Source organism: Amycolatopsis sp. NPDC052450, from assembly GCF_044547565.1.
GTDB lineage: Bacteria > Actinomycetota > Actinomycetes > Mycobacteriales > Pseudonocardiaceae > Amycolatopsis.
The window spans coordinates 291,318-312,485 of the sequence record NZ_JBIUAQ010000002.1 but is presented as its reverse complement, the minus strand read 5'-3'; the positions used below and the strand labels follow the sequence as shown (position 1 = coordinate 312,485).

General features: G+C 68.6%; 21 protein-coding genes and 1 pseudogene. 13 read left to right on the top strand and 9 right to left on the bottom strand.

The window, feature by feature from the left end:
• Window positions 1-6 precede the first annotated feature (6 nt).
• Window positions 7-768: an IclR family transcriptional regulator gene (locus ACIHAO_RS06340; RefSeq protein ID WP_396555061.1), complete on the bottom strand. Its 762-nt coding sequence runs from the start codon at window positions 766-768 to the stop codon at window positions 7-9.
• A 55-nt stretch (window positions 769-823) separates the two neighbouring features.
• Between ACIHAO_RS06340 and ACIHAO_RS06335 the strand changes: the two genes are divergently transcribed.
• From ACIHAO_RS06335 to ACIHAO_RS06305, 7 genes are all read left to right on the top strand, one after another.
• Window positions 824-1,804, top strand: a complete 981-nt coding sequence (locus ACIHAO_RS06335; RefSeq protein ID WP_396555060.1) for a 2-dehydro-3-deoxygalactonokinase — start codon at window positions 824-826, stop codon at window positions 1,802-1,804.
• Window positions 1,801-2,397 carry a 2-dehydro-3-deoxy-6-phosphogalactonate aldolase gene (locus ACIHAO_RS06330; protein WP_396555059.1) on the top strand — a complete coding sequence of 199 codons (597 nt, stop codon included), beginning with the start codon at window positions 1,801-1,803 and terminating at the stop codon, window positions 2,395-2,397. Before ACIHAO_RS06335 ends, ACIHAO_RS06330 begins: the two co-directional genes overlap by 4 nt.
• Window positions 2,398-2,408: 11 nt before the next feature.
• On the top strand, window positions 2,409-3,557 hold the full coding sequence (gene dgoD / locus ACIHAO_RS06325) for a galactonate dehydratase (protein ID WP_396555058.1): 1,149 nt from the start codon (window positions 2,409-2,411) through the stop codon (window positions 3,555-3,557).
• Window positions 3,558-3,562: 5 nt separating this feature from the next.
• Window positions 3,563-4,882, top strand: coding sequence for an MFS transporter (locus ACIHAO_RS06320; RefSeq protein ID WP_396555057.1), 1,320 nt, complete (start codon window positions 3,563-3,565; stop codon window positions 4,880-4,882).
• 100 nt (window positions 4,883-4,982) lie between these two features.
• Window positions 4,983-6,419 (top strand): MFS transporter, encoded by a 1,437-nt coding sequence (locus ACIHAO_RS06315; protein ID WP_396555056.1) that lies wholly within the window; start codon window positions 4,983-4,985, stop codon window positions 6,417-6,419.
• A 153-nt stretch (window positions 6,420-6,572) separates the two neighbouring features.
• On the top strand, window positions 6,573-7,043 hold the full coding sequence (locus ACIHAO_RS06310; RefSeq protein WP_396555055.1) for a carboxymuconolactone decarboxylase family protein: 471 nt from the start codon (window positions 6,573-6,575) through the stop codon (window positions 7,041-7,043).
• Between the two features lie 25 nt (window positions 7,044-7,068).
• Window positions 7,069-7,503 carry an ester cyclase gene (locus tag ACIHAO_RS06305; RefSeq protein WP_396555054.1) on the top strand — a complete coding sequence of 145 codons (435 nt, stop codon included), beginning with the start codon at window positions 7,069-7,071 and terminating at the stop codon, window positions 7,501-7,503.
• 3 nt (window positions 7,504-7,506) lie between these two features.
• On the opposite strand, the gene sigJ is transcribed toward ACIHAO_RS06305, so the two are convergent.
• On the bottom strand, window positions 7,507-8,433 hold the full coding sequence (sigJ, locus tag ACIHAO_RS06300; RefSeq protein WP_396555053.1) for an RNA polymerase sigma factor SigJ: 927 nt from the start codon (window positions 8,431-8,433) through the stop codon (window positions 7,507-7,509).
• 96 nt (window positions 8,434-8,529) lie between these two features.
• Window positions 8,530-9,348, bottom strand: a complete 819-nt coding sequence (locus ACIHAO_RS06295) for a hypothetical protein (RefSeq protein WP_396555052.1) — start codon at window positions 9,346-9,348, stop codon at window positions 8,530-8,532.
• A gap of 542 nt (window positions 9,349-9,890) precedes the next feature.
• Here ACIHAO_RS06295 and ACIHAO_RS06290 point away from each other — a divergent pair.
• Together ACIHAO_RS06290 and ACIHAO_RS06285 are read left to right on the top strand one after the other, a co-directional pair.
• Window positions 9,891-10,118, top strand: a pseudogene (locus ACIHAO_RS06290) (response regulator transcription factor); the annotation flags it as partial.
• A gap of 10 nt (window positions 10,119-10,128) precedes the next feature.
• Entirely contained in the window at window positions 10,129-11,004 is an 876-nt protein-coding gene (locus ACIHAO_RS06285; RefSeq protein WP_396555051.1) for an alpha/beta fold hydrolase, read from the top strand.
• A 15-nt stretch (window positions 11,005-11,019) separates the two neighbouring features.
• Here ACIHAO_RS06285 and ddaH read toward each other — a convergent pair whose 3' ends face one another.
• The 6 genes from ddaH to ACIHAO_RS06255 all read right to left on the bottom strand — a co-directional run bounded on the left by ddaH (window position 11,020) and on the right by ACIHAO_RS06255 (window position 15,346).
• Complete coding sequence (gene ddaH, locus ACIHAO_RS06280) at window positions 11,020-11,820, bottom strand: dimethylargininase (RefSeq protein WP_396555050.1); 801 nt, start codon at window positions 11,818-11,820, stop codon at window positions 11,020-11,022.
• A 24-nt stretch (window positions 11,821-11,844) separates the two neighbouring features.
• Window positions 11,845-12,507 carry a DUF6875 domain-containing protein gene (locus tag ACIHAO_RS06275; protein ID WP_396555049.1) on the bottom strand — a complete coding sequence of 221 codons (663 nt, stop codon included), beginning with the start codon at window positions 12,505-12,507 and terminating at the stop codon, window positions 11,845-11,847.
• Window positions 12,504-13,883 carry an FAD-binding oxidoreductase gene (locus tag ACIHAO_RS06270; RefSeq protein WP_396555048.1) on the bottom strand — a complete coding sequence of 460 codons (1,380 nt, stop codon included), beginning with the start codon at window positions 13,881-13,883 and terminating at the stop codon, window positions 12,504-12,506. Before ACIHAO_RS06270 ends, ACIHAO_RS06275 begins: the two co-directional genes overlap by 4 nt.
• Window positions 13,883-14,206 carry a hypothetical protein gene (locus tag ACIHAO_RS06265; RefSeq protein ID WP_396555047.1) on the bottom strand — a complete coding sequence of 108 codons (324 nt, stop codon included), beginning with the start codon at window positions 14,204-14,206 and terminating at the stop codon, window positions 13,883-13,885. The genes ACIHAO_RS06270 and ACIHAO_RS06265 overlap by 1 nt, the downstream gene beginning before the upstream one ends.
• On the bottom strand, window positions 14,199-14,600 hold the full coding sequence (locus tag ACIHAO_RS06260) for a cupin domain-containing protein (protein ID WP_396555046.1): 402 nt from the start codon (window positions 14,598-14,600) through the stop codon (window positions 14,199-14,201). The genes ACIHAO_RS06265 and ACIHAO_RS06260 overlap by 8 nt, the downstream gene beginning before the upstream one ends.
• 107 nt (window positions 14,601-14,707) lie before the next feature.
• Window positions 14,708-15,346, bottom strand: coding sequence for a LuxR C-terminal-related transcriptional regulator (locus ACIHAO_RS06255; protein WP_396555045.1), 639 nt, complete (start codon window positions 15,344-15,346; stop codon window positions 14,708-14,710).
• 605 nt (window positions 15,347-15,951) lie between these two features.
• On the opposite strand from ACIHAO_RS06255, the gene ACIHAO_RS06250 reads away from it, so the two are divergent.
• From ACIHAO_RS06250 to ACIHAO_RS06235, 4 genes are read left to right on the top strand one after another with little or no spacing between them, the layout of a single operon-like run.
• On the top strand, window positions 15,952-17,229 hold the full coding sequence (locus ACIHAO_RS06250) for a SidA/IucD/PvdA family monooxygenase (protein WP_396555044.1): 1,278 nt from the start codon (window positions 15,952-15,954) through the stop codon (window positions 17,227-17,229).
• On the top strand, window positions 17,229-18,755 hold the full coding sequence (locus tag ACIHAO_RS06245; protein WP_396555043.1) for a class I tRNA ligase family protein: 1,527 nt from the start codon (window positions 17,229-17,231) through the stop codon (window positions 18,753-18,755). The genes ACIHAO_RS06250 and ACIHAO_RS06245 overlap by 1 nt, the downstream gene beginning before the upstream one ends.
• Window positions 18,755-19,789, top strand: a complete 1,035-nt coding sequence (locus ACIHAO_RS06240) for an NAD(P)/FAD-dependent oxidoreductase (protein ID WP_396555042.1) — start codon at window positions 18,755-18,757, stop codon at window positions 19,787-19,789. The genes ACIHAO_RS06245 and ACIHAO_RS06240 overlap by 1 nt, the downstream gene beginning before the upstream one ends.
• 16 nt (window positions 19,790-19,805) lie before the next feature.
• The gene (locus ACIHAO_RS06235; RefSeq protein WP_396555041.1) at window positions 19,806-21,110 is read left to right on the top strand and encodes an FAD-dependent oxidoreductase; all 1,305 of its coding nucleotides are present in this window, start codon (window positions 19,806-19,808) and stop codon (window positions 21,108-21,110) included.
• Window positions 21,111-21,168: the final 58 nt, after the last annotated feature.

The window sequence follows — 21,168 nt, the reverse complement described above, 5'->3', positions numbered from 1 at the left end:
CGGCTGTCAGGGTTCGCGGTGGCCGAGGCCGGCGGAAACCTGTTGCGCCGCACGGCCGACGACGCGGTTCAGGCCGCGCATCCGGGCGGCGGGCATGTACGGCCGGGTCGCCGAAACGCTGATGGCCCCGGCGATCGCGCCGGTGGCGTCCCGGATCGGCGCCGCGACGCAGCGGATCCCCGGCTCGTTGTCCTCGAGGTCCATCGCCACCCCGGCCTCCGCGTACTCGCGCATCCGCGCCAGGAACGCGTCGAGGTTCTCCGGGTGTACCCGGCCCGGTTCCGCCGGGGTTTCGGCCAGGTACAGCTCCCGCCATTCCGGCGAGGAGTCCAGCAGGAGCGCCATGCCGACGCCGGTGCGGGTCAAGGGCATCCGGTGCCCGATCCGGGAGCGCATCTCCGCGCCCCGTGTACCCGGCAGCTTGTCCAGGTACAGCACCGAATCCCCGTCTCGGACGGCGAGGTGCACCGTGTCGCGCAACTGGGCGGCCAGTTCCTCCAGCACCGGCCGGGCGACCACCGGCAGCGGACTTCCGTGCAGGGCCTGGAAACCCAGTTCGATCAGGGTGGGACCGAGCGTGTACCCGTCCCGTCCGCTGCGCAGGTAGCCCTCGCTCACCAGCAGCTGGACCAGCCGGTGCGCCGTGCTGCGGCCCAGCCCGGTGCGCTCGACCAGGGTGCGGAGATCGGTCGCGCCACCCGCGACGGCGCGGATCACCGCGAGACCGCGGGCGAGGGTCTGGGTGCCGGGCGGAGCTGGTTCGGACATGCCCGAATCCTACATATAGGGACGGCGATCGCATTATCGGGAACGCCGCCGCACGATGTCGCTCGTGACGGACATCGGACCCGCCTTGATCGCGCTCGACTGGGGAACCTCCGGTCAGCGTGCCTGGCTGCTCGGCAGGACCGGCGAGATCCTGGCCGCCCGCGACACCGGGCGCGGACTGCTCACCACGACCGAGGACGTGGACCCAGGTGACCCGCGAGCCAGGGCCGCCGCCTACGAGTCGGCCTTCCGGGAGACCTGCGGCGACTGGCTCACGGAGTTCCCCGGGCTGCCGTCCATCGCCTCCGGCATGGTGGGCAGCGCGCAGGGCTGGGCCGACTCCGGCTATCGCACCGTCCCGGCGAAACCGGATTCCTCCTCGCTCGTCCCGGTGTCCCATCGCGACGGCGTGCTCCATCTCGTGCCGGGACTGCGGATCCCGTCCGGTGAGCGCCCCGGTGACGTGATCCGCGGTGAGGAAACGCAACTGGCCGGCGTGCTCGAAGCGCTCGGCGAACCCGCCGGGCCGCTCACGGTGGTGCTGCCCGGCACGCACAGCAAATGGGTCCGTGTCGAGAACGGGCTCGTGACGGACTTCGCCACCGCGATGACCGGCGAACTGTACGGATTGCTGACCACGCACGGCATCCTCGCCCGCACGGCCGCCGGTCCGGTCCCCGACGACGAGGCGTTCTCGCGGGGGTTGACCGCGGGACGGCGTTCGCGGGGGCTCGCCACCGAGGCGTTCGGCGCCCGTCCTCTCGTGCTCGACGGCGTACTCGAACCGGCGTCGCTGCCGGACTACCTCTCGGGAGTGCTGATCGCCGACGAGGTTTCCCATCTGCTGCGTGACTCGGATACCCGCGTGGTGCTGTGCGGAGCGAGCGAACTCTGCCGTCGCTACGCCGCCGCACTCGCCGAAAGGGGAGTGGAGGCGACCGTGCTGTCCGAGGAGATCACCGCCAGGGGGCTGTGGCGGATCGCGAAGGCCGCCGGACTGCTCGAAGACCGTCTCGAAAGGACAGTGAAGCCGTGACCGGTTTGATCGCGATCCTGCGCGGAGTGATCCCGGCCGAGGTCGTCGGCATCGGCAGGGCGCTCGTCGACGCGGGCTTCCCCGCCATCGAGGTGCCGCTGAATTCGCCGGAACCGTTCGAGAGCGTCCGCCTCCTCGCCGACGCGTTCGGACAGCGGTGCGTGATCGGCGCGGGCACCGTGCTCACCACCGAAGACGTCGGGCGGGCGCGCGACGCCGGCGCGCGGATGATCGTGGCGCCCAACGGCGATCCCGCGGTGATCTCCGCCGCCGTGGCCGAGGGCATGACGCCGTATCCCGGCGTGGCCACGCCCACCGAAGCGTTCGCCGCGCTGGCCGCGGGCGCCCGGCACCTCAAGCTGTTCCCCGCCGGCGCGGTCGGGATCGAAGGGATGAAGGCGTGGCGCGCCGTGCTGCCGCGCGAGGTCGGACTGCTGCCGGTCGGCGGCGTCGACGCGACGAACCTGGCGGCCTGGGCCGCCGCCGGTGCGGCCGGGGCGGGGCTGGGTTCCTGCCTCTACCGGCCGGGCGACAGCGCGGACGCGGTCGCCGTCCGTGCTCGCGAACTCTCCGAAATCTGGCACCAGGACTGAGGAAGAAACCGATGAAGATCGTGTCAATGACGACATATCAGGTGCCGCCCCGCTGGTCTTTCCTGAAGATCGAGACCGACGAGGGCGTCACCGGCTGGGGCGAACCGGTCCTGGAGGGCCGGGCCGCCTCCGTGGCCGCCACCGTGGAGGAGCTTTCCGATCACCTGATCGGCAAGGATCCCTCGCGGATCGAGGATCTGTGGACGGTCCTCTACCGCGGCGGGTTCTATCGCGGCGGTGGCCTCCACATGAGCGCGCTGGCAGGCATCGACCAGGCTTTGTGGGACATCAAGGGCAAGGCGCTCGGCGTGTCGGTCCACGAACTGCTCGGCGGCCGGGTGCGCGACCGGATCAAGGTGTACTCCTGGATCGGCGGAGACCGTCCCGCCGAGACCGCCCGCGCCGCGCGTGAGGTGGTGGACCGCGGGTTCAGCGCGGTGAAGATGAACGGGACCGAGGAACTGTCCTATCTGGACACCTGGGACAAGGTGGACCGCTGTGTGGCCAACGTCGACGCCGTCCGCCGGGCGGTGGGCCCGAACATCGGCATCGGGGTGGACTTCCACGGCCGCGTGCACAAGCCGATGGCCAAGGTCCTGCTGCGCGAACTGGAGCCGTACCGGCTGATGTTCGTCGAGGAACCGGTGCTGTCCGAGCACGTCGACGGCTTCGCCGACGTCCTGCGCAACTCGCCGATCCCCATCGCGCTCGGCGAACGGCTGTACTCGAGGTGGGATTTCAAGGCGGTCCTGGCTTCGGGCGCCGTCGACATCATCCAGCCGGATCCGTCGCACTGCGGCGGCATCACCGAAGCGCGCAAGATCGCGCACATGGCCGAGGCCTACGACGTCGGACTGGCCCTGCACTGCCCGCTCGGCCCGATCGCGCTGGCGGCCTGCCTGCAGATCGACGCGGGCTGCTACAACGCCACGATCCAGGAACAGAGCCTCGGCATCCACTACAACACGAGCAACGACCTCCTCGACTACCTGGTGGATCCGTCGGTGTTCGCCTACGACGACGGGCAGGTCGCCATCCCCGCCCGCCCGGGGCTCGGCATCAAGATCAACGAGGAGTACGTCGCCGAACGGGCGGCCGAGGGTCATCGCTGGCGGAATCCGGTGTGGCGGCACGCCGACGGCTCGTTCGCGGAATGGTGAGCGCGATGATCACCTCCGTCCACACAGGACTCGCCACTCGGCCGTCCCGGTACCGGGTGCTCATCGCGGTGATGCTGTTCATCACCGTCGTCATCAACTATCTGGACCGCTCGAACCTGTCGATCGCGATGCCCGCGATCGCCGGCGAACTCGAGCTGTCCAAAGCGGAACAGGGTCTGCTCCTGTCGGCCTTCGGCTGGACGTATGCCGCGTTACAGCTTCCCGGCGGCTGGCTGGTCGACAAGATTCCGCCGCGGCTGCTCTATCCGGCCTGCCTGATCCTGTGGTCGCTCGCGACCTTGTTCATGGGGGTGTTCGGCGGGTTCGTGGCGCTGATCGCGTTGCGGCTGATGGTCGGTGTCTTCGAGGCGCCCGCTTATCCGATCAACAGCAAGATCGCGACCGTCTGGTTCCCGGAACGCGAACGCGCCACGGCGATCGGTTTCTACACCTCCGGCCAGTTCATCGGCCTCGCCCTGCTGACGCCGGTGCTGTCCTGGTTGCAGACCGCGCTGTCGTGGCACTGGGTGTTCATCGCCACCGGCCTGGTCGGCATCCTCTGGGCGGTGCTCTGGTACGCGAAGTACCGTGAGCCGCGCGATTCGCGGGCCAACGAGGCCGAGGTGGAGCTGATCCGCTCCGGTGGCGGCCTGGTGGACCTGCCGAGCGAGCGGCCGGAGCGGGCGCGGATCACGCGTGCGGATCTGGCGACCGTGCTGGGCAGCCGGAAGCTGTGGGGAATCTACTTCGGACAGTTCTGCCTGACCTCGACGCTCTGGTTCTTCCTCACCTGGTTCCCGACGTATCTCGTCGAATACCGGGAAATGGACTACATCAAATCCGGCTTCCTGGCGTCGTTGCCGTTCATCGCGGCACTGATCGGTGTGCTGGCTTCCGGTGTGCTGTCGGACTTCCTGGTCCGGCGCGGCGCGTCGCTCGGGGTGGCGCGCAAAGGCCCGATCATCGCCGGGCTGCTGCTGAGCACCGTGATGGTCGCGGCCGGGTTCACCGACTCGACCACGCTGGTCATCGTGATCCTCTCGGTCGCCTTCTTCGGAAACGGTCTCGCGTCGATCACCTGGTCGCTCGTCTCCGCGCTGGCGCCACGACGGCTGCTCGGGCTGACCGGCGGGATGTTCAACTTCATCGGGAACCTGTCGTCGATCGCCACCCCGATCGTGATCGGCCTGATCGTCACCGATGACAGCTTCGCGCCCGGCTTCGCCTACATGACCGTGATCACGGTCGCCGGGATCCTGTCGTACGTCTTCCTGGTCGGCAAGGTCGAACGTGTCGCGGAGCGGGGTGTGACCAGCACTACATAGATACCCCCTAGGGGTACTTGCGCCACACACGTCCAGCGGCCTAGGTTCATCTCCGTCAGATACCCCCTAGGGGTAATTAGGTCTCGAAAGGACGGAAGTCATGGCGGAGACAACCCCGGACCCACGACGGTGGTGGGCGCTGGGACTCATCGCGTTGGCCCAGTTCATGGTCATCATGGACACCTCGATCATCGGCGTCGCACTACCCGCCATGCAGCAGGACCTCGGGTTCTCCCCAGGGGATCTGTCGTGGGTGTTCAACGCCTACGTCATCGCGCTCGGCGGGCTGCTGCTGCTCGGCGGACGCCTGTCGGACCTGTTCGGCGCGCGGAAGATGTTCACCGCGGGCTGGGTGGTCACCCTCGGCGGCTCGGTGGTCGCCGCGGTCGCGGGCACCGCGTGGGTCGAACTGCTCGGCCGGGTGTTGCAAGGCGCGGGCGCGGCGCTGATCGCGCCGTCCGCGCTGACCCTGCTGATGATGCTGTTCGGCGCGCGTCCGCGTGAGCTGACGAAGGCGCTCGCGCTCTACGGCGCGGCCGCTCCCGCCGGTGGTACCGCCGGGGTGTTCCTCGGCGGCGTGATCACCGAGTGGCTGTCGTGGCCGTGGATCTTCTGGCTCTACGTCCCGATTTCCCTGGTCGCCATCGTGGCGACGGGCAAGCTGATGCCGTCCGCCCCCGCCCGGCGTGGCTCGGTCGACCTGGCCGGCGCCGTCGCGGCGACCGCGGGTCTCGGGCTGACCGTGTTCGGCGTCGTGCGGGCACCGGAAGCGGGCTGGGCCGCGGCGGGCACCTGGGGTGCGCTGGCAGGCGGTATCGCACTGCTCGCGGTGTTCGTGCTGATCCAGCGCAAGCGGGAAGTTCCGCTGGTGCGGCTCGGGATCTTCCGGACGCCGAACCTCGGTGGCGCGAACCTCGCGCAGTTCCTGCTCGGGGCGGCGTGGATCCCGATGTGGTACTTCCTCAACCTGTACCTGCAGCAGGTCCTCGGGTACGGGGCCTTCGCCGGCGGTGCGGCGTTGCTGCCGATGACGGTGCTGATCGTGGTGCTGATGGTCGCGGTCGCGCCGCGGTTGATCGGCCGGTTCGGGCCGAAGAAGATGATCATCGGCGGCCTGTGGGCGCTCGCGGCGGGTCTGGTGTGGCTGTCGTTCGTCAGCCCGACCGGCAACTTCGTCGTCGATGTCCTGCCCGCGTCGCTGGTCGCGGCACTCGGCCAGGCGCTGGCGTTCATCCCGTCGCTGGGCACCGCGATCTCGAGCGCGAAGCCGGAGGAAGGCGGGCTCGCGTCGGGCATCGTGAACACCTCGTACCAGATCGGGTCGGCACTCGGTCTCGCCGCGATGACCGCGGTCGGCGTGTCCTTCGGCGCGGGGCGGATCGGTGACCCGATCGCGTTGACCGGCGGGTACTCGGCGGCGTTCCTCGGGGCCGCGGGCATCGCGATCGCGGGCGGCTTCCTCGCCATGACCACCCTGCGCGCTCCGAAGCCCGAGCCCAGTGACGCCGGCGGAGGTGAACCGGCGGTGCTGCGATGACCGGCTGTATCCCCGTGTGGAGGGCGAGACCGTTCCAGGTCCGCCCTCCACACGGCGTTTCGGCACCTGGACGAAAAGTGTGTGACGGCCTCACATCTCGCTGGGCTGCTTCGTCGGATGGGCAGAACACCCCTTACGGCAAAGGAGATCGCGATGAACGCCCGGCTCGACTATTTCGGCAACCCGGTCGGTGGCAAGTTCCTCAAGGCCCTCGTCTCGGCGAACAGGGCGCTGGTCGACTCGCCGCTGCCGCTCACGATCCAAGAGCTGGTACGGATGCGCGCGAGTCAGATCAACGGATGCGCGGTGTGCCTGGACATCCACACCAAGGAAGCCGCCGCCGCCGGCGAGACGGACGTGCGGATCAATCTGGTCGCGGCGTGGCGGGAGGCGACCGTCTTCACCGAACCCGAGCGGGCCGCGCTGGAGCTGGCCGAGCAGGCCTGCCGGATGGCCGACGGTGGCGTCGTCACCGATGAGGCGTGGGCGAACGTCGCCAAGCATTTCGACGAGGACCAGCTCGCCGCGCTGGTGGGCGTGATCTCGCTGATCAACGCCTTCAACCGGTTGAACGCCATCGTCCAGAACCCCGCCGGGGACTACCGGGTCGGCCAGTTCGCCTGACCGGCCCATACGACTTGGGGAAGACATGACCATCACAGAGACAGCGCGCAACCGGGCGGCGTTCGCCCGCTTCCACGACGCGACCAACACCGGCAGCGTCCAGCTCATCGAGAAGACGATCGACGACGTCGTCGCTCCGGACGTGGTGTTCCACGCGCCGGTGCCGATGGACAAGACAGGGGCGGAGGCGCTGAAGCAAGTGTGGACGGTGCTGCTTCGCGCCTTCCCCGATCTGCGGGTCACGGCCGAAGACGTGCTCGCCGACGGAGACAAGATCGTCTGCCGGAACACCGTCACCGGCACCCACCAAGGTGAGCTCCGTGGCCTGCCCGCCACCGGAAAGACGGTCTCCTACGGCGAGATCTTCATCTTCCGGTTCACCGGAGGGCGGATCACCGAGATCTGGGGCGTCGTCGACGTCCTCACCCAGCTGCGGCAGCTCGGCGCCCTCCCGGCGTAGCGGTCACACGTCTGTCCAAGGCCGGAGTTTCTCGGGATTCCGTACTCCCCAGATGTGCCGGATCCGGTCTTCGGCGACGTGGAACGCGAATACGGCGACGGTCAGCTCGGCCTGCCGGAGCACCAGGCCGGGCCGGCCGTTGACGGTCTGCTCCAGAAGTTCGAGGCCGGACGTCTTCTCCGCCACCGACATGAGATAGGACGCGACCTCCTCGCGGCCTTCGAACGGGTGCAGCGCGGCGCTGACGAGTCCTCCGCCGTCGCCGACCGCCCTGACGTCGGGATCGAGGAGACCGATGAGCGTTTCGATGTCCTTGGCCTCCCAAGCCTTCTTGAAATCCTTGATGAGATCGGCCTGCCGGGCGATCGGGGCCGCGGAAACCCGGGTCGCCCGGATGCGGCGGCGCGCCGAAGAGGCGAGCTGACGGCACGCGGCCGGGGTGCGGCCGACGATCTCCGCGACCTCGGCGAAGGCGTAGCGGAACACGTCGTGCAGCACGAACGCGACCCGCTCGGCCGGGGTCAGCGATTCGAGTACGACGAGAAACGCCATGTTGATCGACTCGTCGAGGGTGATCCGGTCGGCGGGGTCGGTGGCCGGAGGCCGGCCGGTCGTCCACTCGACCCGCCCCGGCAACGGTTCGGGAAGCCATTCGCCGACGTAGCGTTCCCGTCGCGCGCGTGCCGAACCGAGGAGATCCAGGCAGATACGGCTGGCGACCGTCGTCAGCCAGGCGCCGGGAGACTCGATCGCGTCCCGCCGGGCGGGGGACAAGGCGTACCAGCGGGTGTAGGTCTCCTGCACCACGTCCTCGGCCTCGGACAGGGAACCGACCAGGCGGTACGCGAGCCCGATCAGCTGACGCCGCTCACTCACGATCGCCTTCAGGCCCGGATCGTGCTCTTGTTCTTGTTCGGATGGCTGGTTCACGGGATTCGCCCCCTTGTTCGCGTGCGCTGTCCCGGGTACGACGAGACACCGCCGCCGGATGTGAGGTCGCCTCACCTCCGGCGGCCTTCTCCGGGCCTACGCGGTCGCCATGCGGGGGAAGTCCTTGCGTTTGATCTTGGCGCGGCGCCCGTCCGGATGGTGGAAGACGACGCCTTCGGCCGTGTGCCCCGGAGAGAACCGGCTGTCCAGTGTGGCGAGGAAGTCCCGGAGTTCGTGGTAGCTGCGCGGTACCTCGGGCAGGGCGGGTGCCTGGAAGTCGAAGGGGACGCACCGGTGTTCTTCCAGCCCCAGGGGGTTGCCTTGGATACGGGGACCGAGCGCCTCGCTCGGATGCTCCCCGTCCGGCCAAGCGGAGACGTCGGTGTTCCCGGCCGCCGCGAGGATCCACTTGTCGTCGGCGGATTCGCTGTCGGTGTCGACGTACCAGCCGTCCACGATGCCCTGCTGTTTCTGCGCCTTGCTCGGATTGCGGCGCTTCTCGACCCGGACCACCTGACCAGCGCGCACGGTCAGCCGGACGTTGGTGCCGTCGAGCTTCTCGGTGCCGACCCCGGCGCCTTCGAAGACCCACGCGCACTCGGCGCGAGGTCTGTCGACGACGTGGAAGCGATCGTCGCGCTCGAAAAGCGTGGGGATCTTCTCCATGACGGTCTTCCCTTTCACGACTTGCCCGATGAGTTCCTCCGGAGTGATGGCGCCGACGGCCAGGCCGCCGGCGAGCGCCCGTATCAGCTCCGCCACGGGAACGTCGGCTTCGACCGCCACATGCTTAAGCGCCTTCTTCTCTTCCGGGGAGATCCAGGCGACCAGCCGCGACCATCCCTCGGGAGGCGTCCATCGGGCCGGCGCCGCAGGGTCCTTGCGCGGCCTGCCCCGTCCTCGTGCCTGCTCCACGGCCGAACCGTAGCCAGCCGCGAACACTTGTGTCAATTGGCATAACAGAAAATGATTCGAGGCCTGGCGTGGTGACGCTGGGTGAGGTGTGTGTGGAAATGGGGACGTTGAGTGTCCCTATTTCCACACACCCCCTCACGACAGGACTCCTGACGGCCTGATCGGCTCGGCAGGGCGGGACCGGGTGGATTTCGGGACCTCAGATGTCCTGAAATCCGCACATTCAGGGGCCTGGCGTGGGCGGGTGCTTGGGCCCGGCCGCGTGTCGCGAAAGCCACTTTCGGGACGCCTGGTGTCGTGAAAGTGGCTTTCGCGACGCGCAGCCGTTGAAGGCTGGTAGCTCCAGACGTGCGTGGCGATCCGGGAGGTTCCCAATGTCGCATTAGAGACGCCGGACCACCAGGGTGCCGGGCCAGCGTCGCTGGCAACGGCACCTTTCCCTTGCCCCTCAACGGAACCGTGTCCAGGGTCAGTGGGCTCCCGCCTCTCGGAGGATCTGGACGACGGTCGTCTGGCCCTTGGCCCTGGCGTGGGCGAGAGGGCGGCTCTTCGGGCACATGCGAGCCCCGGCACCCGCGTTGAGCCCGCGTGAGACAGAGATCGTGCAGTTGGTGGCGGAAGGATTGATCAACCGGCAGATCGCCGCGCGCCTGTTCATCTCCGAAGCAACGGTGAAGACACATCTGGTCCACATCTACGACAAACTCGGCGTCGACAGCCGTGCCGGTGCGGTGGCCGTCGCCACGGAACGGAGGATCATCCGCAACTGAAGGAGCACCCATGTTCCAGCCGCAGTTCGTGGACGTCGACGACGTCACGCTCCACCTCCAGGCCGGCGGTCGCGAAACCGGTCCGGCGGCGCTGTTCCTCCATGGCTGGCCCGACCTCTGGTTCACGTTCGAGCCGCAGATGACCGCGCTCGCCGAGCGGGGTTACCGGGTGCTCGCGCCGGATCAGCGAGGCTACGGCCTGTCGTCCAAACCCGGCCTGGTCGCCGACTACCGGATGCCCGAGCTGGTCAAGGACATCGTGTCGCTCATCGAGCGGCAGGACGCGGCGCCGGTGCATCTGGTCGGGCACGACTGGGGCGGGGCGGTGGCCTGGATGGTGGCGATCGAGCGACCCGACCTGGTCCGGTCGCTGACCATCGTCAACTGCCCGCATCCGCATGTCTTCGCCGAGGCGCTGATCCGCAAACCCGCCCAGCTGCTGCGGAGCTGGTACATGGTGGCGTTCCAGATCCCCGGCCTGGCCGAGACCGTCCTCGGTGCCCGTGACGGCGCGGTTCTCGCGGCGATGCTGAAACACGGCGCCCGGCTGAGCGACGCCGACGTCGACCGGCATCGCGCCGCCTGGCGCCGCTCAGGCGCGATCCAGCGGCCCCTGTTCTGGTACCGCGCGCTGTTCCGGACGATCTCGCCGTTCGATCGCGCCGCGCGCGCCGAACTCGACCGGCCGGTCGACGTGCCGACCCAGCTCATCTGGGGACGACGGGACGGCGCGTTCAGCACGCGTCTCGTCGAACCCAGTGCCGCCTTGTGCGACGAATCCGAAGTGCACTGGCTCGACGCGAGGCACTGGCCGCACCACGAAGAACCCGAGCGTGTCACCGAGTTGCTGGAAACCTGGTTCGCGCGGCACGCGGACCGGACCTGATCCGGCCGGCGTTCCTCATGGGGTGGCGGGGCGGAGTTCCAGCGTGCAGCATTTGACGCTCCCGCCGCCCTTGAGCAGCTCCGAAAGATCGGCGCCGATCGGTTCGAAGCCGCGCTCGCGCAGCTGTGCGATCAGTCCCGTCGCGGCCTGCGGCAGGACGACGTGCCGCCCGTCGGAGACCGCGTTCAGGCCGAACGCCGCGGCGTCGGTGGCCGAAGCGGTGATGGCGTCCGGGTACAGCTCTTCGAGCCGCTGCCTGCTTTCTTCGGTGAAGGCCCGCGGGAAGTACATGATCAGGTTGTCGTCCAGGACGGTCAGGGCGGTGTCCAGATGGTAGTAACGCGGGTCGGTCAAGGTCAGTCCCACCACCGGCACCCCGAAGAACTCGGCGCTCTCGTCGTGTGCGCGGCGGTCGGTGCGGAAACCCGAACCCGCCAGGATCCGGGAGCCCGCGACCAGGAAATCGCCTTCGCCCTCGTTGTGCCATCGGGCCTGCCGCACGTCGCGGTAACCGTGCTCGGTGAACCAGTTCAGGTACGCCTCGGACTCCCGGCGGCGGTGCCGGTGGTGGAAGTGCGCGACCAGCACCTTGCCGTTCACCACGGTGGCACCGTTGGCCGCGTACACCATGTCCGGCAGACCCGGGACCGGATCGAGCAGGTCCACCCGGTGGCCCAGCTCGACGTAAAGGTCACGCAGCCACTCCCACTGGGTGATCGCGAGCCGGGTGTCGGTGGGTTTTCCGGGATCCATCCAAGGGTTGATCGAGTACTCGACGTCGAAGTACGCCGGCCGGACCATGAGGTAGTGCCGCATGAGAGTGTTCTCCCCCGGGGGTGATCAGGCTGTCTGCAAGGATTTCTTGGTGCCCACCAGCCTGCTGACCAGCTGGTCGCGGATGCGGGGCGGGATGTCCGGGGCGAACCGCCGGAGGTAGCTCTCGGCGTGCACCGCGTCGTCCATCAGGAACGGCAGGTCGAAGACGACCAGTTTGCGGATGGCCAGCAACGGCACCGGCGCGCGCAGCGCCTTGAACTTCTCGTTCCACAGGCCGGGCTGTTCGCAGACCGGATGGAACTGCCCGATCATCAGGCCGTCGTTGACGAACTTGTCCTTCGCCTCACGCTGCAGATCGTCCAGCCCCGTCGCGTCCTGATAGTCCAGTTGTGGCAGCACGAGGAGGATCGTCAGCAGTTCCCGGTCCGCGGGCGAGGTCCTGGCGGAAAGCCTTTCATACCAAGAACGCAGGCTTTCGATCGCGTCGCGGACGTCGGTCTCGCCGTTCGTGGCGGTCAGCGCCGCCAGATGAAAGAGTCCTTTGTGGATCGACGGTTGCGTGTACGGGCACACCGGTCCGTTCCGGCCCAGCTCGGGATGCGGCGACACCAGGTAGCGGCCCGCCCAGGCCAGGATCTCCTGGGCGTAGGGCCGATGCTCCGCCGGCATGGCGCCGTTCTCGACCTCGGCCGCCGTCCAGATGAGGACCTTGTCGTCGCCGATCATGATCCGATGCTTTGCGAGAAGGTGAAGACGCCGTCGGGATCGAACCGATCCTTGATCGCCTTCAGTCGTGGGTAGTTGACGCCGTAATAGGCGGTGCGCCAGTCTTCGAGATCCGGGTCGATGAAGTTCTGGAAGGCGCCGTCCGTCACATACGGCGACAACGCGTCGGCCAGTTCCGCCAGCCAGCGGAGGTTGGCGTCGACCACGGCCGGCTCGTCGTTCTCGGCCCACGAAGTGTCCATGGACAACAGGAAGAGCGCGTTCCGGTGGGCGAACGCGGTCTGCGTCGCGCCCACCCGGTTGATCGCGCCACCCCAGGAGAACAGGGCCGCGCCGCCACCGTCCGGGTTGCCGCTGGGGGGCAGGCGGTCGACGAACGACAGCATCGTGGCGATCGCCTCGTCGGGCAGCGGCTCGGTGACGATGTTGGTCCGTACCGAGAACGCGCCTTCCGCGGTCTCGTGCAGCAGATCGTCCTTGGCTTCCCAGAAGGTCCGGTCCGCGAGATCCATGCGGATCGGCCGGGCCACGGACAGTACGGGGTCGAGGATCTCCCGCAACTCCTCGGCCGTGCCGAGATGCTGCCCGATGGCCGACACGACGGCGTCCGACTCGCCCGACTTGCTGACGCCGATCCGGACCGCGAATTCGTCCGGTGCTCGCCGCGCGACCTCCTGCAGCACCGAAAAGACCTTCGGCGCGTCGGCGCGGTCCCACAGCAGCAGGTAGCTGGCGCAGTCCGCCACCGGTCTCGCCTGGAAGGTGAAGGACACGTTGATCCCGAAGTTCCCGCCGCCGCCACCGCGGCAGGCCCAGAACAGGTCGGCGTTGTTTTCCGCGTCGCACCGCAGCACCTGCCCGTCCGCGGTCACCACCGTGGTCGCCACGAGCGCGTCCGCGGTCAGCCCGAGTGCGCGGGAGGTGGCCCCGCATCCGCCGCCGAGGGTGAGGCCCGCGATACCGACCGAGGCTCCGTTGCCCAGCGCGAAGGCCATTTCGTACGGCTGGATGGCGGCGTAGACGTCCGCCATCCGCGCGCCGCCCGCGACCGTCACGAGCCCTGTCGACCCGTCGGCGGACACGGAGTTCATCGGGCCGAGGTCGATGACCAGGCCGGTGTTGACCGAATGGCCGGCGTAACTGTGCCCGCCACAACGGGCGACGACGTCGACGCCGGTGTCGCGTGCCCACTCGATGGCGGTTCGTACGTCCGCGGTGTTCGCCACGGAGACGACACCGCGTGGGGTGATTTCCGCGAACCGTTTGTTGAACGGCACGCTGGCGTCGCGGAAGCCGGCCTCTCCTGGCCGCCGCACGCGGCCCGCCACGGCGTGGTCGAGGCGTCGCCAGTCCGCGTCGGATGGGCTGCGGGACACTAGCTCACCTCGTCGAGGTAGGAAACGCCGGTGGCGGCGTGCGGGCCGTAGCGTTCCCACATCTCACGCAGGCGGAGGTGGCCGTCTTCGGTCACCTCCGGCGTGTTCACCGTGTGCCCGCAGATCACCTCACCGGTGGCGAGCACCAGCGTGTATCCCAGGTGCAGGGCTCCGTTCTCCCGCTGAGCGCCGGTGATCGACCCTCGCCGCACCTCACCCCCGGCGAACTCGGACCAGACGACGTCGCCTTCTTGCCGGTACACGGCGATCACTTCGGTGTCGCCGCCCGCTTTGCGGAATTTCCGCCCGTCGTAATCAATCATGGGACTCGGCCCGGGAGATCTCGTGGGAGACGAACTCGTCCGACATCGCCCGGTCCCACCAGATCGCGTAGTAGGAGAAGTCCTCGTCGTGATCGTTGACGAGGTTGTGTTCGATCCCCGGTTTCAGGAATACGAGGTCGCCGGCCACGAACTCGTGCCGCTTTTCGCCGGCGATCACCGCGGCCTTTCCGGCCATTCCGATGAAGATCTCGTGCTCGTGGTGAGCGTGGGACACCGATACGTCACCGGGGCGAAGGACACACCAAGCCCCTCGAAACGGTGCTGTCAAACCGTTCCACGGATAAAGCAGCTTCATCTCCAAGCCGTAGGCCCGCGTCAGGTCCTCGTGTTCCAGCCTGCGGATGTCCACGACAGCGAGGTCTTGGTCAGTCACATCCCACTCCGATCAGCATGCTTTCCTTCTCCGGCGTTCGGTGCTGATCGAGGCTATGTTCGGCCGTCTTCCCGGAGATAGGGGAACTATTCCCGATTACCGGTGAATCAGCCGCGGCCGAGACCGGCATCCCGCGCCAGCACGATCGCCTGTGCCCGGTCGGCCACTCCGAGTTTGCCGAAGACCGCGGAAACACGATTGCTGATGGTCTTCTGCGCGAGCGCCAGTTCGCGGGCGATGGCGCCGTTCGACTTTCCCGCGGCGACGCGGTCGAGTACTTCCCGTTCTCTGGTCGTCAGCTGGGGAAAGGGGTACGGTTCCGGGCCGCCGGCCGACCGCATCAAGGCGCTGAACCGGCAGGCGATCGCCTTGCCGACGATCGCCTCGCCCGCGGCCACGACCTGCACGCCGCGCACGACCTGGTCCAGATCGGTGCCCTTGATCAGATATCCGCGCGCGCCGGCCTGGATCGCCGATCTGATGGCGGTGTCGTCGTCGGCCGTGCTCAGCACCAGGATCCGGGTGTCCGGTGCGACGCGGGACACCCGGCTCACCACGTCGATGGCCGCGGCCTCGCCGAGCTGAGGGTCGACGACCAGTACGTCCGGCCGGTGCCGGAAGGTTTCCGCGATCGTGGCGTTCGCCGTGGCCGCTTCACCGATGACGACGATGCCGTCGACGAGTTCGAGCGCGGAGCGGACCCGGTAGCGAACGGCCGGTTGACTGTCGGCGAGGAAAACCGTCACCCATTCGGTGTCGGTAGTTTCTTCACCCCTGTTTTGTTCGGGCAGCAGGCGCGCGGTGCGCCGCTGGTCATGGAGTTCCGCCGGCCACAAACGGGCGGTGTTACCGACACTGACGTGATTGTTCATCATTTTCCCCTAAGCCTGCCGCTACTGAGCCTGCCTGATCGGCTCCGTTCGGTGAAGTGCGACGAAGGTGCCTGCTCGACCGTGCCGGGGATGAGGCTCGCCGGCCGCGAGAAGAGTCTATGCACTAGGTATCGAACGGATCCATACGACCGTTATGGACAATTGATCGCAATCAATTTTTTCGCCGGTGCGGACCTGGGCGGTCAAGAGGGAAGAAGCGGCGCGCTTTCGGTACTCGGCCGAATGCGGCAACGTGACGCTACCTTATGGGGCAGACGGCGGAGCCTCTTGGGGTAGCGGAGAGGCTGACCAGGTGGTCTCTCTGGAAAAGGGGAAATTCCCCTATCGCCGGGCGATCTTTTGTGCAGAAGCGGATGACCTTGCCGAGATTCCCCGTCCGGCGGGAAAAGCGACCCTGTCGCCGGGGAAATGCCGATCCTTAGTGTCGGCAACCTATTCTGGACGAACGGGGTGTATCTGTGACTGAAATACAGGTGGGTTTGCTGGCGATCGGCGCCGGACCGGCGAACCTGGCGCTCGCGGTGGCCATCGAGGAGTCCGGGAATCCGGAGCTCGCCGAGCAGACGCTGCTGCTGGAGCAGAGCCCGGACATCAAATGGCAACGTGATCTCCTGATGCCGTGGGCGCGCAGCCAGGTCTCCTTCCTCAAGGATCTGGTGACCCTGCGCAACCCGCGTAGCAAGTTCTCGTTCCTCAACTTCCTGTACCAGGAGAACCGGCTCGACGAGTTCGTCAACCTGGGCACCTTCCACCCCTTCCGCTGGGAGTTCTCCGACTACCTGCAGTGGGTCGCGAAGTCGCTGGACAAGGTCCGCATCCGGTACGACGCCAAGGTCCAGCGCATCGAACCCGTGCGCGGCACCGACGGATCGATCACCGGCTGGACCGCGACGCTCGCCGGAGGGGACACGATCCACTGCCGCGACCTCGTCGTGGGCGGCGGCCGGGACGCGAACGTGCCGGACGTCTTCGCCGACCTCCCGGCCGATCGGATCATCCACAGTGCCCAGTACCGGCGCCGGATCGCGAAGCTGCCGCCGGACGCCCCGCTGCGCGCCGTCGTGGTGGGCGGGGCGCAGAGCGCGGCCGAGATGTTCATGGCACTGCACGACAATCTGCCCAACAGCACCCGCACCATGATCGTGCGGTCGATCGGCCCGCAGAACTACCAGACCAGCAAATTCGTCAACGAGCTGTTCTTCCCGTCGTTCGTCGACCGCTTCTACGACAGCCCGGCCGACATCCGCGAACAGATGCTGGACGAGATGCGCCTGACCAACTACGCCGGGGCGGCCCCGCCGTTCCTCGACCACATGTACACCACGCTGTACCAGCAGCGCGGTCTCGGCGTGCAGCGTTCGCACGTGCGCACCCTGACCGAGGTGGTCGGCGCCAGGATCGAAGACGACGAGATCGTCCTCGATCTGCGTGACCGGACCAGCGGCAAAGTCGAGGCGTTGCAGTGCGATCTGGTGCTCCTCGGCACCGGCTACGACCAGCGGATGCCCGCGATGGTGCGCGACCTGGCCGACAGCGTCGGCCTCGAGGAGATCTCGGTCAGCCGTTGCTACCGGGTCGATCTCGGCGATTCCGCTTGGGGCGCGGTGTATCTGCAGGGCGTCAACGAGGCGACGCACGGTATCGCCGACTCGTTGATCAGCGTGCTCGCCCACCGTTCCCGTGACATCGTCGGCGATCTGCTCGCCCGCCGCGGCGCCGAGTCGAGGACCGCCTGATGAACCGGCTGGTGGTGATCTCGCCGGCCCCGACGGCGAACGGCGACCTGCACCTCGGCCATCTCGCCGGTCCGTTCCTGGCCGCCGACGTCTGCGCCCGGTACGCCCGCGCGACCGGCACGGAAGCCCTTTACGGCACCGGCATGCACTTCACCCAGAACTACATCGTCACCGCTGCCGCGCGGCTCGGCGTGACACCGGAAGACCTGCGGGAACGCTCCGCGGAGCAGGTGTGGCAGACGTTGACCGCGATGGGCATCGAGGTCGACGGGTTCGGCTGTATCGGTGACAGGTTCACCAAACTCGTCATGGACTTCTACGATCGCCTGCACGGGATGGGCAGGCTCGAGCTGCGGACCGTGCGTTTCCCGTTCCTGCCGAGCACCGGCGAGTACCTGATGGACGCCTACGTCACCGGCGGCTGCCCGTTCTGCCTCGCCGACGGGTACGCCGGGATCTGTGAGAGCTGCGGGCTGCCGGTCGCCCCCGGCGACCTGATCGAGCCGCGTTCGACGCTGCGCCCGGACGAGAAGCCGGAATACCGGGAGGCGGACATCCTCGTCTTCCCGGTGGAGCGGTACCGCGCGGACCTGGAGGCGTACTTCGCCCGGATCCCGATGCGGCCCGGTATGGCCCGGCTCATCGAGTCCGCGATGGCGGGGCCGCTGCCGGACTTCCCGATCACCCAGCCGACGTCGTGGGGTATCCCGGCGCCGTTCCCCGAGGTGCCGGGGCAGGTCATCTATCCGCATATGGAGGGCATGCCGTGGAGCATGTTCACCACCGCGCTGGCCGCCGAGAAACGCGGCGCGGTGCTGACCGCGGACGACGAGCTGTGGCAGGCGGACTCCGGTTCGACCGTGGTGTACTTCCTCGGCCTGGACGCGACGTACCCGTTCGCGGTCGTGGGCACGGCGATGCTCACCGCGCTCGGCGGCCACGTGCTGCCGGCGCAGTACGTCACCAACGAGTTCTACGAGCTGGCCAACGAGAAGTTCTCCACCAGCCGCGGGCATGTGGTGTCCGGCCGCGAACTGGCCGCCGAGGTGCCGCGCGACCTCATCCGCTTCCACCTCTGCGCCACCAGCCCCGAATACCAGCGCACCGACTTCACCCACGAGGCGCTGCTGCGGGTCAGCGAGACCCGGTTGACCGGACCGTGGAACCGGATCGCGGCGGTGGTCGACGAGTGGGTGGACCGCGGCTCGCTGCCGGTCTCCGCCGACGCGCGGCGGACGGCGAAGCGGATGACCGAGCGGTTCGCCGACGGCTACGGGCTCGAGCGGTTCAGCTTGACCGCCGTCGCGTCGACGCTCGCCGAGCAGCTGGGGCGGCTGGACCGGCTGGCCGCCGCGACGACCGCCGAGACCGCGGGCGACCTCTGCCACCAGGTGAACGTGTTCCTGCGTTGTGCCGCTCCGATCCTGATCGATCTCGCCGCGGCCGCGCTGCCCGACACGACGTTGCCAGGGCAGGTGGACGCGGACACGGTCGTCGCCGAGAAGTTGCCGCGGCTGGCCGTCTGATGGCCGCGGTCGCCGTCGTCGGCGCGGGGGTGACCGGGTTGGTGACCGCGATCGGCTGCGCGCGGGCGGGCCACCGCGTCACCGTGTTCGACCGCGGTCCCGTCCCGAATCCCGCGTCGGCGTCGTCCGACCAGCACCGCGCCCTGCGGGTGCTGCGTCCGGACGACGTCGACGGCACCCTGCGGATGGCCGAGGCACGCCGTCGTTGGCTGGAGCTGGAATCGTTGCTGCGGACGGAGATCTTCCGGCCGGTCGGCGTGGTCACCGCGGGCACTCCGGACGAGCTCGCGTCGGTGTTCGACACGGCGGGCCGCGCCGGGCTTCCCGCGGCCGCCGTGTCGCCGGACGCCTTGGCGCCCGTGGTGTTCCCCGCCGGGACCGCCGGGGTGCTCGACGCGGGCGCCGGCGTGCTGCTGGCGGAACGGTTCCTGCGCGCGGCGGCCGAATGGCTGGCCGCGCATCCCGCGGTGACCTTGCGGCCGCGATGCGCCGTCGTCGATGTCGGCGACCATCGGGTGGCCGCGGCCGACGGGACCGTGGTGGACGCGGATCTCGTGCTGGTCGCGGCGGGACCGGGGAACACCGAACTGGTCGATCAGCCGGTCACGCTGTACCGGCAGACCATGGTCTACCTGAGGCCGCCGCGGGAGCTGGCGGGCTGGTGGACGTCGGCCCCCGGCGTCGGCCGGATCGGTGCGGCCCGCACGGCCTGGCTCCTGCCACCCGGCGGGGGCACCCTGCTCAAGATCAGTTCGGACGCGGTGTGCCGGGAGGTCGTGGCCACCACGGAGCGGGAACGCGGGCACTGGGCGGATCGGCTGCTCGCCGAACCGATCCTCACCGGCGCCGCGGACTATGCCGTCGTCGCCGTGCGGGACTGCCACTACGCGGCCGATCCCGTCGGCGGCGGCCCGATGCTGGTCCGGATCCGTCCGTCGGTGTGGTCCCGTCCCGCCTGCGGTGGCACCGGATTCGCCACCGCGCCGCTCGTCGCCGAGGAGATCCTCGGCGCTGTCATGGAGGTCAAGGCTTGAACAAGGGGAGTGCATAGTGGAGTTCACGATTGTGGGCGCCGGGATGGCGGGCGCGTTCCTGGCGCTTTCGCTGGGCAGGCAAGGGCATACGGTCACGGTGTACGACCGCAGGCCGGATCCCCGCGAGACCGCCAGCGCCGCCACGTCCATGAATCTCGGGCTTTCCCGGCGCGGCCTGGCGGCGCTGGATCGCCTGGGGTTGTCGGACGAGGTGAGACGGCTCGTGGTGCCGATGCGCGGACGGATGCTGCACAACCCCGATGGCGGGCTGCGGTTCTCGGCCTACGGCGAAGGCGGCATCCTGGCCATCCAGCGCCAGGACCTGAGCGCCGTCCTGGTGGACGCGGCCAGCCGCGTATCCGGGGTGAGGTTCGTTTTCGACACGCGGTGCACCGGCGTGGACCGTGACCTGCCCTCGGTGTCCTTTGTGGACCCCGACGGCCGGGCGCTCGTGGTGAAGCCGGATGTCGTGGTGGGCGCGGACGGCGCGTTCTCGGCCGTCCGCCGCTCCATGCACCACGAACAGCGCGCGGAGTTCTCGCAACGCTACCTCGAATGGGGCTGGCGGGAACTCCACATCCCGGCGGCCGCGGACGGCGGTTACCGCATGGCCGACGACGTCTTCCATCTGTGGCCCCGCGGCGACATCATGATGTTCGCCCACCCCAACCGCGACGGTTCCTTCACCTGTTCCTGTGTCCTGCCGTTCCACGGCCCCCACGGTTTCGACTCGCTGAGGACCGCGGAGGACGTGGAATCCTTGTTCCGCCGCCATTTCCCCGACGTCCTGTCGCTGGTCCCCGACCTCGGCGAGGAGTTCCTGCGGCGGCCCACCTTCAATCTCGTCACCGTCAGCACGGCCCCGTGGATCCACGAGGGGAAGGTCGTGCTGATCGGGGACGCCTGCCACGCCGTCTACCCGTTCCTGGCCCAGGGCATGAACTCGGCCTTCGAGGACGCGCTGGAACTGACGGACAGCCTCTCCCGCCACCCTGGCGACACGGCGGCGGCGCTCACGAGGTACTACACCCGCCGCAAGCCGAACACCGACGCGCTGGCGGACATGTCCCACCGCAACTTCGCCGAACTCCGCGACACCGTGCGCTCGCCGGCGGTCCGCCTGGAACGCGCCTGCGACACCGTGCTGGAGAAAGTTCTCCGGCACCGCTGGATGCCGCTGCACGCGATGATCACCAACACCACCGTTCCGTACGCCAAGGCTCTTCAGCGGGCGACCCGTCAGCACCGGATCCTGAAGTACTCGGGTGCCGCGGTCGTCGCGGCCGGTGCCGCCGCGGTGGTTCGCCGTCTTCGGCGCTGACCGTCCACAGTGGAAGCGCGTGAAGGCCCTCTTCCCTCGGCTGAGCCGAGGGAAGGGG

Bases quoted from the DNA above. Each gene is read 5' to 3' on its own strand.
- ACIHAO_RS06240 (WP_396555042.1), top strand. From the start codon at position 18,755: ATGGCCGCGGTCGCCGTCGTCGGCGCGGGGGTGACCGGGTTGGTGACC.
- ACIHAO_RS06310 (WP_396555055.1), top strand. From the start codon at position 6,573: ATGAACGCCCGGCTCGACTATTTCGGCAACCCGGTCGGTGGCAAGTTC.
- ACIHAO_RS06285 (WP_396555051.1), top strand. From the start codon at position 10,129: ATGTTCCAGCCGCAGTTCGTGGACGTCGACGACGTCACGCTCCACCTC.
- ACIHAO_RS06245 (WP_396555043.1), top strand. From the start codon at position 17,229: ATGAACCGGCTGGTGGTGATCTCGCCGGCCCCGACGGCGAACGGCGAC.
- dgoD (WP_396555058.1), top strand. From the start codon at position 2,409: ATGAAGATCGTGTCAATGACGACATATCAGGTGCCGCCCCGCTGGTCT.
- ACIHAO_RS06305 (WP_396555054.1), top strand. From the start codon at position 7,069: ATGACCATCACAGAGACAGCGCGCAACCGGGCGGCGTTCGCCCGCTTC.
- ACIHAO_RS06335 (WP_396555060.1), top strand. From the start codon at position 824: ATGTCGCTCGTGACGGACATCGGACCCGCCTTGATCGCGCTCGACTGG.
- ACIHAO_RS06340 (WP_396555061.1), bottom strand. From the start codon at position 768: ATGTCCGAACCAGCTCCGCCCGGCACCCAGACCCTCGCCCGCGGTCTC.
- ACIHAO_RS06320 (WP_396555057.1), top strand. From the start codon at position 3,563: ATGATCACCTCCGTCCACACAGGACTCGCCACTCGGCCGTCCCGGTAC.
- ddaH (WP_396555050.1), bottom strand. From the start codon at position 11,820: ATGCGGCACTACCTCATGGTCCGGCCGGCGTACTTCGACGTCGAGTAC.
- ACIHAO_RS06315 (WP_396555056.1), top strand. From the start codon at position 4,983: ATGGCGGAGACAACCCCGGACCCACGACGGTGGTGGGCGCTGGGACTC.
- ACIHAO_RS06275 (WP_396555049.1), bottom strand. From the start codon at position 12,507: ATGATCGGCGACGACAAGGTCCTCATCTGGACGGCGGCCGAGGTCGAG.
- ACIHAO_RS06265 (WP_396555047.1), bottom strand. From the start codon at position 14,206: ATGATTGATTACGACGGGCGGAAATTCCGCAAAGCGGGCGGCGACACC.